Source organism: Rhodococcus xishaensis (genome assembly GCF_004011825.1).
Taxonomy (GTDB): Bacteria; Actinomycetota; Actinomycetes; order Mycobacteriales; family Mycobacteriaceae; genus Prescottella; species Prescottella xishaensis.
Window position 1 is genome coordinate 378,382 of sequence record NZ_RKLO01000001.1, and the last position, 14,691, is coordinate 393,072.

Annotated in this window: 13 protein-coding genes; 9 read left to right on the forward strand and 4 right to left on the reverse strand. The window is 67.9% G+C overall.

Features of this window, described 5'->3' with window-relative positions; all coding sequences use genetic code 11:
- Nucleotides 1–24: 24 nt before the first annotated feature.
- The 5 genes from EGT50_RS01885 (at nucleotide 25) to EGT50_RS01905 (ending at nucleotide 6,467) form a co-directional block, all read left to right on the forward strand.
- Complete coding sequence (locus tag EGT50_RS01885) at nucleotides 25–1,251, forward strand: cysteine desulfurase family protein (protein ID WP_127950901.1); 1,227 nt, start codon at nucleotides 25–27, stop codon at nucleotides 1,249–1,251.
- Nucleotides 1,252–2,376 (forward strand): tRNA 2-thiouridine(34) synthase MnmA, encoded by a 1,125-nt coding sequence (gene mnmA, locus EGT50_RS01890; RefSeq protein ID WP_127950902.1) that lies wholly within the window; start codon nucleotides 1,252–1,254, stop codon nucleotides 2,374–2,376.
- A complete protein-coding gene (locus EGT50_RS01895) occupies nucleotides 2,373–3,404 on the forward strand; it encodes a methionine synthase (protein ID WP_127950903.1) in 1,032 nt (343 codons plus the stop codon). Before mnmA ends, EGT50_RS01895 begins: the two co-directional genes overlap by 4 nt.
- A gap of 134 nt (nucleotides 3,405–3,538) precedes the next feature.
- On the forward strand, nucleotides 3,539–5,650 hold the full coding sequence (gene ligA, locus EGT50_RS01900; RefSeq protein ID WP_127951352.1) for an NAD-dependent DNA ligase LigA: 2,112 nt from the start codon (nucleotides 3,539–3,541) through the stop codon (nucleotides 5,648–5,650).
- Nucleotides 5,651–5,978: 328 nt separating this feature from the next.
- On the forward strand, nucleotides 5,979–6,467 hold the full coding sequence (locus EGT50_RS01905) for a GNAT family N-acetyltransferase (protein ID WP_127950904.1): 489 nt from the start codon (nucleotides 5,979–5,981) through the stop codon (nucleotides 6,465–6,467).
- A 6-nt stretch (nucleotides 6,468–6,473) separates the two neighbouring features.
- Here the strand turns inward: EGT50_RS01905 and EGT50_RS01910 are convergent, their stop codons facing one another.
- Nucleotides 6,474–7,124, reverse strand: a complete 651-nt coding sequence (locus tag EGT50_RS01910; protein ID WP_127950905.1) for an ACT domain-containing protein — start codon at nucleotides 7,122–7,124, stop codon at nucleotides 6,474–6,476.
- A 186-nt stretch (nucleotides 7,125–7,310) separates the two neighbouring features.
- Between EGT50_RS01910 and gatC the strand changes: the two genes are divergently transcribed.
- The 3 genes from gatC to EGT50_RS01925 all read left to right on the forward strand — a co-directional run bounded on the left by gatC (nucleotide 7,311) and on the right by EGT50_RS01925 (nucleotide 10,795).
- Nucleotides 7,311–7,610, forward strand: coding sequence for an Asp-tRNA(Asn)/Glu-tRNA(Gln) amidotransferase subunit GatC (gene gatC / locus EGT50_RS01915; protein ID WP_127950906.1), 300 nt, complete (start codon nucleotides 7,311–7,313; stop codon nucleotides 7,608–7,610).
- Nucleotides 7,607–9,091 (forward strand): Asp-tRNA(Asn)/Glu-tRNA(Gln) amidotransferase subunit GatA, encoded by a 1,485-nt coding sequence (gene gatA, locus EGT50_RS01920; protein WP_127950907.1) that lies wholly within the window; start codon nucleotides 7,607–7,609, stop codon nucleotides 9,089–9,091. Before gatC ends, gatA begins: the two co-directional genes overlap by 4 nt.
- A 189-nt stretch (nucleotides 9,092–9,280) precedes the next feature.
- Nucleotides 9,281–10,795 carry a flavin-containing monooxygenase gene (locus EGT50_RS01925; RefSeq protein WP_164873324.1) on the forward strand — a complete coding sequence of 505 codons (1,515 nt, stop codon included), beginning with the start codon at nucleotides 9,281–9,283 and terminating at the stop codon, nucleotides 10,793–10,795.
- On the opposite strand, the gene EGT50_RS01930 is transcribed toward EGT50_RS01925, so the two are convergent.
- From EGT50_RS01930 to EGT50_RS01940, 3 genes are read right to left on the reverse strand one after another with little or no spacing between them, the layout of a single operon-like run.
- Nucleotides 10,722–11,249, reverse strand: coding sequence for a mycothiol transferase (locus EGT50_RS01930; RefSeq protein WP_127950908.1), 528 nt, complete (start codon nucleotides 11,247–11,249; stop codon nucleotides 10,722–10,724). The genes EGT50_RS01925 and EGT50_RS01930 overlap by 74 nt on opposite strands.
- 43 nt (nucleotides 11,250–11,292) lie before the next feature.
- The gene (locus EGT50_RS01935) at nucleotides 11,293–12,642 is read right to left on the reverse strand and encodes an alpha/beta-hydrolase family protein (RefSeq protein ID WP_127950909.1); all 1,350 of its coding nucleotides are present in this window, start codon (nucleotides 12,640–12,642) and stop codon (nucleotides 11,293–11,295) included.
- Nucleotides 12,639–13,256 carry a hypothetical protein gene (locus EGT50_RS01940; RefSeq protein WP_127950910.1) on the reverse strand — a complete coding sequence of 206 codons (618 nt, stop codon included), beginning with the start codon at nucleotides 13,254–13,256 and terminating at the stop codon, nucleotides 12,639–12,641. The genes EGT50_RS01935 and EGT50_RS01940 overlap by 4 nt, the downstream gene beginning before the upstream one ends.
- Nucleotides 13,257–13,425: 169 nt before the next feature.
- On the opposite strand from EGT50_RS01940, the gene EGT50_RS01945 reads away from it, so the two are divergent.
- Nucleotides 13,426–14,610 carry a sensor histidine kinase gene (locus EGT50_RS01945; protein WP_127950911.1) on the forward strand — a complete coding sequence of 395 codons (1,185 nt, stop codon included), beginning with the start codon at nucleotides 13,426–13,428 and terminating at the stop codon, nucleotides 14,608–14,610.
- The last annotated feature ends 81 nt before the right edge of the window (nucleotides 14,611–14,691 follow it).

Below are 14,691 nucleotides of genomic sequence, written 5' to 3' on the forward strand. Positions count from 1 at the left end.
GTGAACCGCTATCCTTGACGGGCTATGTTCTCGTCTGCTCACAGCTCTGCCGTCTACCTCGACCACGCCGCGACGACCCCCATGTACCCGGCCGTGATCGAGGCGATGGCGGAGGTCTTCGCCACAGTGGGCAACGCCTCGTCCCTCCACGGCTCGGGCCGGTCGGCCCGACGTCGGATCGAGGAGTCTCGTGAGTCCGTCGCGGCGTGCCTCGGTGCACGTCCGTCCGAGGTGATCTTCACCTCCGGTGGCACAGAGAGCGACAACCTCGCGGTCAAGGGCATCTTCTGGGGGCGGCGTGATGCCGATCCCCGGCGCACTCGGATCCTCGCGAGCGCCGTCGAGCACCATGCCGTGCTCGACGCCGTCGAGTGGCTTGTCGCGCACGAGGGTGCCCAGGTGACGTGGCTGCCGGTGGACGCGAGCGGCGCGGTGACCCCTGATGTGGTTCGGGCGGCGTTGGCGATGCACTCCGAGGAGACGGCGCTCGTGACCGTCATGTGGGCCAACAACGAGACCGGTACCGTCAACCCGATCGGAGACATAGCTGCGATTGCGTCCGCATACGACGTCCCGGTCCATAGTGACGCGGTACAGGCCGCGGCCCAGCTTCCCATCGACTTCGCGGCCAGCGGACTGTCCGCGCTGAGCATCACCGGACACAAGCTCGGTGGCCCGCAGGGGGTCGGTGCACTGTTGCTCGGCCGGCAGGTTTCGTGTGTGCCGCTGTCGCACGGCGGTGGGCACGAGCGAGATCTGCGATCCGGGACCCAGGACACCGCGTCGATTGTCGGACTGGCCTCGGCGCTGCGGATCACGACATCGGAGATGCCAAAGCGTAGCGGCGAGTTGATCGCGTTGCGAGACAGCCTGATCGACGGTGTGCAGCGAATCGCACCCGATGCGGTTCTCAATGGCCCGACCGGCACTGGTCGTCTTCCGGGAAGCGCACACTTCACTTTTGCTGGCTGCGAGGGTGATTCGCTGCTGATGCTGCTCGACGTCGCGGGCGTCGAGTGCTCGACCGGGTCGGCATGCACAGCGGGTGTCGCGAGTGCGAGTCACGTGCTGACGGCGATGGGTGTCGATCCCGTCGTCGCGCGCGGTTCGCTGCGTTTCTCGTTGGGGCACACGTCGACCGATCGGGACGTCGAGACGCTGCTGTCCGTGCTGCCGCAGGTGATCGAACGTGCCCGCGCCGCCGGACTGGCGAGTGCCGGGGCCCCGGGAACACACGGAGGGAATCGTTAGATGCGAGTTCTGGCAGCGATGAGCGGCGGAGTGGATTCCGCGGTTGCGGCGGCGCGCGCGGTGGCCGCCGGCCACGAAGTCGTGGGTGTGCATCTCGCGCTCTCCACGGCTCCGGGAACCCTGCGCACCGGCTCGCGTGGATGCTGCTCCAAAGAGGATGCCGGCGACGCCAAGCGTGCCGCTGACGTGCTCGGAATCCCTTTCTATGTATGGGATTTCGCGGACCGTTTCAAGGAAGACGTTATCGACGACTTCATCGAGTCGTACGCCGCGGGCGAGACCCCGAACCCATGCCTGCGCTGCAACGAGAAGATCAAGTTCTCGGCCCTGGCCGATCGGGCGATCGCCCTCGGCTTCGATGCCGTCGCGACGGGGCACTACGCCCGGCTCGACGACGGCGTGCTGCGCCGTGCTGTCGATGCTGACAAGGACCAGTCGTACGTTCTCGCGGTGTTGACCGCCGAGCAGCTTTCTCGCGCACTGTTCCCAGTGGGCGATACCCCGAAGGATCAGATTCGGGCGGAGGCTGCCGAACGCGGTCTTGCGGTGGCGAACAAGCCCGACAGCCACGACATCTGCTTCATCCCGTCCGGTGACACGCGCGCGTTCTTGGGCGCGAAGATCGGGATCCGGCCCGGCGCGGTGATCGATGCCGACACCGGTGAGGTGCTCGCGCAACACGACGGTGTGCACGGCTTCACCATCGGCCAGCGCAAGGGGCTCGGTGTCCAGGGTCCCGCCGTCGACGGCAAGCCGCGGTACGTGACCGCGATCGAACCCGAGACCGGGACGGTGCGGGTCGGCTCGGCTGCCAAACTCGAGGTGTGGACCATCACCGCTGATCGTGCGGTCTGGACGTCGGGGCAGGCTCCCGAGGGGCCGGTCGAGTGCGTCGTGCAAGTGCGCGCGCACGGTGGAACCGCCCGCGCTGTGGCGCAAGTGTCCCGGGGCGCACGAGGCGGCCCGGAAAGTGACGACGACGGCATCGTCGTCCAGTTGTCTGAGCCGTTGACCGGTGTCGCACGGGGGCAGGCCGTCGTGCTGTACCGCCCGGACGAGGCCGGCGACGTCGTCATCGGCAGCGGCACCATCTCGGGCACGGGTTCGCAGTCGGACCGGTCGTGACGGACGTCCGGATCCCCGTCGGTGTCGCGACGGGCGTCGGATCCTGGCCGGGCACAGATCCGCGGGAGGCCGCGGAGATCGTCGTCGGCGAGCTGCCGGCGCTCCCACACCTGGTGGAACTGCCGGCTCGCGGCATCGGCGCGGACATGATCGGCCGGGCAGCGGCGCTGCTCGTCGACATGCCTCTCGACGCCTCCACAACCGGCTACCGTCTCACGCAGCGGATCGGCATGGTCACCCGCACGGCGCGCGACCTGCTGGCCCGCGACGTCGACGCGCTCGAGGAAGCATGGGAACTGGCCGGCCGACGCGGTACCGAGCAGCCGGTCAAGGTGCAAACCGTCGGCCCGTTGACGCTGGCATCGCAGGTCGAGTTGTCCGGGGGGCACCGCGTGCTCACCGATCGCGGCGCCCTTCGAGACCTGACGGAATCGCTCGCAGAGGGTGTCGCCGAGCATGTTGCCGAAGCTGCCCGACGCCTCGGGTCGCCGATCGTCGTCCAGCTCGACGAACCCGCTCTGAACGCCGTCCTCGCCGGCTCGCTCCCCGGGGTGTCGATCCTCCAAGCGCCGCGAGCCCTGCCGGAGCCGGAGGCACTCGCGCTGTTGCAATCGGCGATCGAACGCATCGGAGCCCCCGTCCTCGTGCACTGCTGCGCGGCGGATGTCCCGTGGGGCCTGCTGCGCCGTAGCGGCGCTGCGATGGTCGGGTTCGACGTGTCGACGCTGCGAACCGAGGATCTCGATGGTGTCGGCGAACTGCTCGACGCGGACGTCGATCTGGCCTTGGGTCTGGTGCCGGCGACCGCGCCGGAACGCACGCCGGATTGGAGGGAACTCGCGGAGCCGGCGACGCGACTGCTGGATCGGCTCGGGTTCGCCCGTACGCTGCTGTCGTCGCGGGTGGTCGTGACGCCGAGCTGTGGTCTGGCCGGAGCGAGTCCCGAATGGTCGCGCTCGGCCCTGCGCGCGGCGAGCGATGTGACCCGCGCCTTTGCCGACGGTGTCGACCCGGCCGAGATGCCCTGAACGGAGCTCGAGGCACTTTCGTGGGTCGCAGGAGGATTGCGGGCGCGAGTTCGGCGAGCCTGCCCGCGACCGCGGAACATGTCGTTCGGCTGCGATAACCTGCCGAAGTGGACCACAGCGAAGTCGATACCGCGATGACCAGCCAAGCCGACGAGGCGGCGGAGCCGGCGACCGCCGGGGATCGCGAACGCTGGCTCGAGCTGGCCGAGGTAGTCCGGAACCATCAGTTCCGCTACTACGTGCTGGACGCGCCGACCATCTCCGACGGGGAGTTCGACGAACTGTTCGGTCAGCTGAACGCACTCGAGGAGAGGCATCCCGACTTGCGGACGCCGGACTCGCCTACGCAACTGGTCGGCGGCGGGTTCTCGACCGAGTTCACCGCGGTGGACCATCTCGAGCGAATGCTCAGTCTCGACAACGTCTTCGACTTTGACGAACTCCGCGCCTGGGCGAGTCGCGTGGAAGCCGAAGCCGGAGATCGATCCTCGGGCTCCGATCACGCGAAAGACCACGGCCTGGAATACCTGTGCGAGGTCAAGATAGACGGCGTCGCGCTCAACCTGGTGTACGAGAACGGCAGGCTGGTCCGTGCCGCGACGCGTGGAGACGGCCGTACCGGCGAGGACGTCACGCTGAATGCGCGCACCATCGCCGACATACCCGAAACTCTCACGCTCACTGACGAATACCCGATCCCAACGCTGCTCGAGGTGCGCGGTGAGGTGTTCTTCCGGCTCGAGGACTTCGCTGCGCTCAACGCGTCGCTCGTCCAGGACGGCAAGGCGCCGTTCGCGAACCCACGCAACTCGGCGGCGGGTTCACTGCGGCAGAAGAATCCGGCCGTCACAGCTCGGCGTCGGCTCGGCATGATCTGCCATGGGATCGGCCGCACCGAGGGATTCGATCCGGTCTCGCAGCACGACGCCTACACCGCACTCGCCGCGTGGGGACTGCCGGTTTCGACGCACACCTCGCTCGTCGTCGGCGTCGACGCGGTGATCGAGCGGGTGAAGTACTGGGACGAGCACCGCCACGACGTCGAGCACGAGATCGACGGTCTGGTCGTCAAGGTCGACGAGATGGCGCTGCACCGGCGCCTCGGCGCCACCTCCCGCGCCCCACGCTGGGCGGTCGCGTACAAGTACCCGCCGGAGGAGGCCACCACCAAGCTGATCGACATCCGCGTCAGCGTCGGTCGCACCGGACGGGTGACACCGTTCGCGTACATGGAACCGGTCCTGGTGGCCGGTTCGACGGTGTCGCTTGCCACGCTGCACAACGCGTCGGAGGTCAAGCGCAAGGGCGTGCTGATCGGCGACACGGTGGTGATCCGCAAGGCCGGCGAGGTGATCCCCGAAGTGCTCGGGCCGGTTGTCGACGTACGCGACGGCACCGAACGCGAGTTCGTGATGCCCACCGAATGCCCCGAGTGCGGCACCACACTCGCGCCGGCGAAGGAGGGCGACGCGGACATTCGCTGTCCCAACACCAGGTCCTGCCCGGCGCAGTTGCGCGAGAGGGTCTTTCATGTCGCGGGCCGGGGTGCCTTCGACATCGAGGTGCTCGGCTATGAGGCGGCCACCGCGTTGCTGCAAGCCGGGGTGATCCGTGACGAGGGTGACCTCTTCTCGCTCACCGAGAACGATCTCCTCGAGGCGCAGTTGTTCCGGACCAAGGCCGGCACGCTGTCGGCCAATGGCCGCCGGTTGCTCGACAATTTGGATTCGGCCAAGCGACAGCCGCTGTGGCGGGTACTCGTAGCTCTCTCGATACGCCATGTCGGACCGACCGCGGCACGCGCACTGGCAGGTGAGTTCGGCAGCCTCGAGCGGATCGAGAACGCGAGCGTCGAGGAACTCGCGGCAGTGGACGGCGTCGGTGGCACCATCGCGGCGGCGGTGACCGACTGGTTCACGGTCGACTGGCACCGCGACATCGTGGCGAAATGGCGCGCCGCGGGAGTGACGATGGAGGACGAACGGGACGAATCGATCGTCCGGAACCTCGAGGGACTGTCGATCGTCGTGACGGGTTCGCTGGCGGGCTTCACACGAGACGAGGCGAAGGAGGCGATCCTCGTTCGTGGCGGCAAGGCGGCCGGATCGGTGTCGAAGAAGACGGCGTTCGTCGTGATCGGTGACGCGCCCGGGTCGAAGGCGGCCAAGGCCGAGGAACTTGGGGTGCCGATCCTCGACGAGGCGGGTTTCCGGCGCCTGCTCGACAGTGGTCCAGCCGGCGTCTGACGTCTCGCGGAGAACGGCAGCGCGACAGCGGCATTCACCGAGTCGAGCAGAGCCTTCCACGTGATCAACGCCACGTCTACGACATTGTGTCGTTGGGCCGACGGTCCGTCGTCCGGAATCGGAAACGCGGCGTGAGTGGTGTCTCATCCGAGTTGACGGGCTGTCGATGCTGGTCGGAATCGGTTCACGGGCGTCAGGCTCCGCGTGGCTGTCGCCACGCTGCGGGCGTCGTGGTCGAGGGTCGACTCCGCTCGAGGTGTGGTGCGAGTCTCAGCGCGAGGCCCGGAGCGGGTTTCGGGCAAACCCGACTGGCTGACATCATGACGCCATGATCGATATCCGACCCGTCACACCTGCCGACTACGAGACCGTCGGCAAGCTCACCGCCGACGTCTACATCGGTGAAGGCTTCGCATCGGGGACTGACAGGTATGCCGAGCTCCTGCGCGACACTGCGACCCGCGCCGAGAAGGCCGAGGTCATGGTGGCCGAGTTCGAGGGTCAGATCGTGGGGTCGGTGACCATTGCCGCACCCGGGTCGCCTTTCGCCGATGTCGCCGAGAAGGGTGAGCTCGAGTTCCGGATGCTCGCCGTGGCGAAGTCGGCCCGCGGGAGGGGCGTCGGCTCCGCTCTCGTGCGGTATGTACTCGACGTCGCGTACGACCGCGGCGACCACGCCGTGATCATCTCGACGATGCCCGACATGGTCGACGCCCGCCGCATCTACGACCGCAACGGTTTCGTGCCCGCGCCGGAACGGAACTGGGAACCGGCGCCGGGTATCGAACTCACCGTGCTGGTTCGTGAGCTCGCCTGACGTCGGTCACCCGAGGACGGTCGCGACGATGCCGGTGAGGTAGCCGAGTCGAGCCACCTCCGACGGGCGGAACTCGGGTCCGCCGGGGCGACCCAGCAGCAGCGCCCGCCCGGTGTTGCCGAGCGGCGCCGCCGCGAGGGCGGTGTCCATATCGCGCCACGTCTTCGGCACCCAGTCCTCGTCGCCGTGGAGGACGGCGGCCCGCTTCAACGGCATCCACGGTGCATCGCCGGCGTGGGTCTCCGGCGCGCCGGGGCTTCCGGCGACGCGGTACGCGCCATGCGGGCCGATGTCCATGACCGTGCACCAACCCACCCGCAGAACCCTCGGCGCGTTGTCGACGAGGACCTGGAGACGATCCGAGCGCGCGGTTGCGACGTGGTCGATGAGTTCGAGCTCTCGATGCGTGTCGAGGATGCCCGAGTACGGGCGGATCGAGTCGACGTGAACCTCGGACAGCTTCTCCGCCGCAGTGATGAGCGTGTCCGGCAGCGAGCCGGACTCGACGTCGACGACGAGATCGTCGACCGCGTACCCCGAGCCACGTTCGACGACGTCCAGCGAGAGGATGTCGGCGCCGACCGAACCGAGAGCGACGGCGAGCGCACCGAGGCTACCGGGCCGGTCGGGAAGCTGGACGCGGAGCAGGTAGGACACGAGAGACCTTTCCGTTCGGTCGAAGTCGAGCCCCGACGCTGAGGAGGGACACCGTCCGGGTCCCTGCCGTCTTCCATCCTTCCATTCCGTATCTGTGCCTGCTGGGGTGACGGGCTGCACGATCGATCTCGCCACGCTCTAGGCTGGTTGGGAACGTTCACTTCGACCTGAAAGGGGTCATCGAAGGTGCCTGCCATCTCCCGTGACGAGGTCGCCCACCTCGCCCGGCTGTCCCGGCTCGCCCTGACCGAGGCCGAACTCGACGAGTTCGCCGGTCAGCTGGATTCGATTCTCAGCCACGTGAAGGCGGTCTCGGAGGTTGCGGCAGATGATGTCCCGCCCACCGCGAACCCCAACCCCGTCTCGAACGTGACGCGGCCGGACGTCATCGTGCCGGGCCTCACGCCGGAGCAGGCCCTGTCGGGTGCCCCGGCCGTCGAAGAGGATCGGTTCTCCGTTCCACAGATCCTGGGAGAGGGCGAATGAGCACCGATCTGACCCGCCTCGACGCGTCCGAGCTCGCGTCGAAAATTCACTCCCGCGAGGTCTCGTCGGTGGAGGTGACGCAGGCACACATCGACCGGATCGGGCAGGCCGACGGTGCACTGCACGCGTTCTTGCACGTCGCGGGCGAACAGGCACTGGTCGCCGCAAAGGAGGTCGACTCGGCGATCGCGGCTGGGGATGAGCCGGTCTCTGCGCTCGCTGGCGTACCGATCGCGCTCAAGGACATTTTCGCGACGACCGACATGCCCACGACCTGTGCCTCGAAGATCCTCGAGGACTGGGTGTCGCCCTACGACGCGACGCTCACCACCAAGCTGCGCGAGGCCGGCATCCCGATCCTCGGCAAGACCAACATGGACGAGTTCGCGATGGGTTCGTCCACGGAGAACTCCGCGTACGGCCCGACCCGGAATCCGTGGGACACCACGCGGATCCCGGGCGGCTCGGGTGGTGGCTCCGCGGCTGCCCTCGCGTCGTACCAGGCGCCGCTGGCGATCGGCACCGACACTGGTGGCTCGATCCGCCAGCCCGCCGCCGTGACCGCGACCGTCGGCACCAAGCCGACCTACGGGACCGTGTCGCGTTTCGGTCTGGTCGCGTGCGCGTCGTCGCTGGACCAGGGCGGCCCGTGCGGGCGCACAGTCCTGGACACGGCGCTGCTGCACGAGGTGATCGCTGGATACGACCCGCGGGACTCCACGTCTGTCGACGAGCCGGTCCGGCCGGTCGTCGAGGCGGCCCGCCAGGGCGCTTCGGGCGACCTGAAGGGTGTTCGGGTCGGCGTTGTCAAAGAGTTGCGATCGGACAGCTACCAGCGAGGCGTCATCGCGTCGTTCGACGCCGCCGTCGCACAGTTGACGGCGCTCGGCGCTGAGGTGGTCGAGGTTTCCTGCCCCAACTTCGAGTACGCACTCGCGTCGTACTACCTGATCCTGCCCAGTGAGGTGTCCTCGAACCTCGCACGTTTCGACGCCATGCGCTACGGCCTGCGAGTCGACGACGGCGACATGAGCGCGGAGCAGGTCATGGCCGCGACCCGCGCCGCCGGATTCGGCAAGGAAGTCAAGCGCCGCATCATGATCGGCACTTACGCGTTGTCGTCGGGCTACTACGACGCCTACTACGGGTCGGCGCTCAAGGTCCGGACCCTGATCGCGCGTGACTTCGACGCGGCCTACGAGAAGGCCGATGTTCTGGTCTCGCCGACCAGCCCGTTCACCCCGTGGAAGCTGGGCGAGAAGGTCGACGATCCGCTGGCGATGTACCTGTCCGACCTGTGCACGCTGCCGACCAACCTCGCCGGCCACTGCGCTATGTCGGTCCCGTCGGGCGTCTCCGCGGACGACGGTCTGCCGGTCGGCCTGCAGATCATGGCCCCAGCCCTGGCAGACGAGCGTCTGTACCGCGTGGGCGCCGCCTACGAGGCTGCGCGTGGTCCGATCGCGTCGCCGGTGAGCTGACGGACCGAACTACCAAGCGTGTCAGTCGGACGGCCCGGATCCGCGATGGGCGGATCCGGGCCGTCCGCTGTCCGATCGGACTAGGCTGCGTTTCACGAGGGATTTCACGGGGGCAGGTCCGCCGGGGCGGCTACAACCGGGGCGGTTGCCCCGGGACATCGGAACAGGTGGCGTGTGAGGAGGCCCGCAGTGAGGCAGCCATCGATCACGATCATCGGCGCCGGGTTCGGCGGGATCACAATGGCGCTCGAACTGAGGCGGGCCGGATTCACCGACATCACGATTCTCGAGCAGGGTGACGGCGTCGGCGGCGTATGGCGGGTCAACACCTACCCCGGTGCGGCGTGCGACGTGCCGTCTCCGTTGTATTCGATCTCGTCGAATCCCAATCCGGACTGGTCGCGCCGGTTCGCGGAGCAGTCCGACATCCTCGCGTATCTGCGCGACGTCGCAGCCAGGCACGATCTGTTGCGGCTCGTCCGGTTCGGGGTCACGGTCACCACAGCGGAGTTCGACGAACGTACCAACCGGTGGTCGGTGTGCACTGCCGACGACGAGGTGATCGAGTCGGACGTCCTCGTGACCGCGGTCGGGCAGCTGTCGCGGCCGTCGCTGCCGAACATCCCGGGGCGGGAGACGTTCGCCGGATCGGCCTTCCACTCCGCCGAGTGGAACCACGACCTGAACCTCTCGGGCGAGCGGGTCGCGGTGATCGGAACCGGGGCCAGCGCGATCCAGTTCGTGCCGGAGATCGCGCCGGAGGTGGGCCGCCTGACGCTCTTTCAGCGGTCAGCGCCGTGGATCCTGCCCAAACCCGATTGCGTCTACGGAGACTGGCATCACCGGGTCTTCCGAACGGTGCCGGCGACGCTGCGGGGCGAACGATTCCTCACCTGGGCGATCTTCGAAATCCTCACTGTCGCTCTCGTCGACACCAAGTGGCGGGGCGCCTTGGCCGGGGTTCTCGCCCGCCGCCACCTCGAACGGCAGGTGTCGGATCCGGCGCTGCGAGCGGCGCTCACTCCGGACTACGAGCCCGGTTGCAAGCGGATGCTGTTGTCCGACGAGTACTACCCGACGCTCACCCGCAGCAACGTCGATCTCGTCATCGCCTCGATCGACCGGATCGAGCCCGACGGGGTGCGTACCGTCGACGGGACCCTGCACCCGGCCGACGTAATCATCTACGGAACCGGTTTCGCGGCAACAGAATTCCTCGCCCCCATGACCGTGCGGGGTCGGGACGGGACAAGTCTGGACGACGCGTGGTCGGACGGCGCCCACGCGTACCTCGGCATCACCACGGCCGGGTTCCCCAACCTCTTCATGCTGTACGGGCCCAACACGAACCTCGGCTCCGGATCGATCGTCCACATGCTCGAGTCGCAGGCCCGGCACATCGCCGGGCTCGTCGGGTGGCTCGCCGAGCACCCCGGCTGCGCCATCGAGGTCGACGCCGGCGTCGAGCGGCGTTTCAACGATCGTGTTCAACGCAAACTTTCCGACTCGGTTTGGAGTCTGTGCAGCAACTGGTACCGCACAGTATCGGGCAAGATCACCAACAACTGGCCCGGTACGGTGACCGCCTATCGGCGTCGGACCAGGCGCCCGAGCCGGCGTGACTACCGGATCACCGGTCGTCCAACAGGCCCCGCAGATACGCCGCTTGCCCCAGGTGCTGCAGACAGTCACCGATCACGCTGACCAGCCGCACCGAAACGGAGACCGGTGGATCCCACGAGCGGTCGACGATCCGGTCGAGTTCGTCGACGGTCAACTCGTCGATGTACTCGAGGGTCGCGAGGTGGACATCGCCGTGATAGTCCGCGAGCAGTTGCGCGTCGGCATGTACCTCGCCGACCTGGACGCTGTTGTGTCCGTAACCGACATCGGCGGCAGGAAAGGAGAATCCGAAACGCTCCTGCCAGCCCCGCGACGTCCACGCCTGCTCCGCGTCGGCCGCGTCGCTCACGTGGTCGTCCTGGACCCGGGTGAGATGCCAGAGGAGCCAAGCGATCGAGTTGGCCTTCGGTCCAGGTCGATAATCGGACATCTCGGGAGTCAGACCGTCGGTGGCGTCGACCACCAACTCCCGGATCCGTTCGAAGTTGTCCCGCAGGATTGCGCGTGCGGCTTCCGTGTCCGTGTTTGCGCTCATGGCTCCACGGTAGGAGCAGCCAGGCGAATGCGCAGCGGATCGCTCAGCAGTCCGGCATGAGCAGGCCCTGGTCGACGCCGTACCGGTGGCCGTGCCCGGTCGGGGCGTCGAGGGAGAACACCATGTCGACCGTCGTCTGGACGAAGCTCACGAACGGAACCCATTGCGGCACAGGCGCATCGACCCGAGTCCGACTCAGGTCGGGAGGACGCGTGAGCAGCGCACCCGACCACCACACCACAGGGTCGGAACTGTTCGCGAGTACCGTCGCACCCCTGGAGTCGACCGTGCCGGCCGGTGGGCCGACCCACAGAGCGCTGCACGCGGCCGCCCCGGCGCCGTCGTCGCCCGTAAAGATCGCGCTGCCGCCGACCGATCCCATACTCTGCCCGAAGACGTGAACGGCCGGGCGCGTGTCGGCGGGCATCGCCGCGACGTGTGTCGAGACCGCCGCGAACAGTGCCCGCGCGGACCGTTCCGCGTCGGAGCGACCGAACAGGAACGTGACCCAGCTCGGCGCGTACGAGTACTGCTGCCCGACGATCGCGACGTCGCCATCGAATCGCTGCTCGATACCGCGTGCCGCTTCGCCGTCGATCCATCCCGAACCGGTCGGGATCGCCACTACGACGTGGCCGCGGTCGAAGCCGCCCGCACGGTCGAGTTCGCGTACCGCGAGCGCAGCACGCGAGTCGTGGTCGGGCGCGGAGTCGAGTCCGACGTAGGTGCGAATACCCCCGGAGGAGTCGGCCACGAATCGGCGGCCCTCGACACCCAATGTGCTCCAAGGAACGAACGAATCTTGGTCGTCTGCATCCAGACTGGCGTCAACGGTTGCATTGATCGTACGGAAGTGTTGTTCCGCAGCAGAAGCCGCTGCGGGAACCGCCACGAGCCACACGAAGGGGAAGGCGAGGGCCAGCAGGGCGGTGCATCCGAGTGGACCCAACCGGCGGGCGACGGCGGCGACGCCGCGGGAAACGCCGAAGGCCACCAGGCACACCGCGGCGGACCAGAATCCGACTTGCGCCCAGTGCTCCGGCCCGACAGGAGGTAGCGCCATCGCCGCACGGAGCGCGTTCTGCCATTGGTCGGCGCTCGAAACCGACCAGGTCACGGCCGTGATCGACACGACCGCAGACACCAGGCGCGGCAAGGGCCCGGTGTTCGGACCCCGGCGGAGCCGGCCGAGTAGCGATGTCAGTCCCCAGAGCGCTGCGACCACCACGCCGGTCAGCATGCCCTGGACCACAGGTGAGCGCGGGAGCAGGGACGGCGCCAGCGAGACGACGGTTCCGGCCGAGATGGCCAGTGACGTGCCGACGCGGGGCAGTGCGCCCGTGATCGAGAGGAATCGATACGCCGTGAATTGGGTGCTCGGGATCGCGCTCACGCCGTCACCAGCCCTCGGATCCGCTGGACAGTGATCGTGGTGGCCAGTAGTCCCAGCACGCCGAGCACGCCGGCGAGGCAGTAGCGGATCCACGGTTCGTCGATGGGCACGCCGTATCCCTGCCGCCGCGAGTTCACCGAGACAGCGGTTGTCGCGATGTTCGCCAGTGCGAAACAGGACGCACGATCCCGTTCCCGGGTGTCGCACGCCGCGTGCATTCGGCGATCGAGCTGGGCGTCGAGCGCGTCTCGGGCCCATGGACCCAGCTCGCCTCCGGTCAGGTGCGCGTATCGGAGTAGGTCGTATCCGAGATCGTGTGCCTTACAGGCAGTGTCGAACTCGGCGGGCAGGGGCACCGGTGACGAACAAGCGCCGTGAGGATTCACCAGCATGCCGTCGACCTCCCTGGGCCGATAGCCGAGGAGAGCGGCGAAGTCGGCCGGAACGGCGGTCGAACCCGATGCCGAGACCTGCGACGTGAGTTGTTGAACCGCATGCGCCGCAGTGGAGCTCTCCCGTAGCGGGGTGTCCGCATCGGCCGACGGGGCCACTACCAGGACGGTCACGATCGCGGCGCCGGTGAGAACCGCCGCGGCCCAGCTGTTCGTTCGCATGCCATCGGACGCTAGAAACGGGCTGTAGGCTGCGTCGTCACTCCGAAGTGCCGAACGTGCACACCGCGACGGAGGCGTCCCCGACGCCCCTCTCGTACCGAGGTACCGGGTCGATCTCACCCCGGGGTATGACGCCGGACGAGACGCAAGTTTCCTAGAGTCGAAACCTGTGAGTGGCAAGGAACTGGTCCGCGGAGCGACTGGGCGGTTGCGTGGGCACGGCGTGACCGCCCTCGTCGGTCTCGTCACCGTGATTCTCTATGCGGTGGCATGGCCGACGCTGCACATCACTCATCAGGTGCCGAGCCCGGTGCAGCCGATCGTCGCGGCGCTCGCGGCATGGCCGTTCGTCCTGGTCCGCGCCAACCCTGCTCTGGGATGGGCGATTTCGGCGGTCTCGGCGCTGGTCATCCCGCGCGTCTTCGATCTCGTCCCGGCTTCCGGGTACACCTACCCGTGGCAGGTCGTGCACATCATCGTGATCATGGTGCTGCTGCTGGCAGTGAGTCTCACCGCCGGCCCGCCGACAGTGGTGGTGGCGTGGATCTCGACGGTGCTGCTGTTCCTCGCCGACACACCGGGGGAGGACGGGCGGGGCTGGGCCGTCGGGCTCACCGCGATGGTCGTCTTCGGATTGTTGGTGCGCTGGCTGGTGCTCTCGCGTCGGCAGTTGGCTGCGGAGGAGCAGACCAGTGAACTGGAACGGGCACGACGCGCGATCCTCGAGGAGAAGGCGCGCATCGCACGCGACCTGCACGACGTCGTCGCACACCACATGTCGATGGTCGTCGTGCAGGCGCAGAGCGCGGAGTACCGGCTCACATCGTTGTCCGACGAGGCCAAGGCCGAGTTCGAGTCCATCGGATCCACCGCTCGCGAGGCGCTCAACGAGATCCGCGGACTCCTCGGGGTGCTGCGAAGCGACGCCGAAGCGGTCGAGCGAGCACCGCAGCCGGGAGTCTCACAGATCGAGGAACTGCTCGACGGTACCCGGCGGACCGGCATCTCGTTGTCGTGGAACGTGGCCGGAGATCCGACGTCCCTGTCCGAGTTATCGGGGCTGACGGTGTACCGGATTCTGCAGGAGTCACTCGCGAACGCGGCGCGGCACCGCCCGGGTGCACACGTGACCGTGGAACTCGACTACGGGACGTCCGTTGCGTCACTCGTCGTGGTCAACGGTCCCGCTCTGATCGCCGTGGACGCCCCGTCCCGGCCGGAATCATCGGGCGGCAGTGGAATTGGTGGTATGCGTGAGCGCGCCGCCGCGGTGGGCGGCACGGTCGAGACCCGTGCCCTCGACGACGGCGGCTTCGAGGTACGGGCCTCGGTACCTGTCGTGCCGCTCGCCTAGCTTCGGCTCGAACGTACGGTCACCGACGATCCCCAGCGACAGCACAGCGTGGGTGGCACTGTGCTGTCGCCGGGGATGATC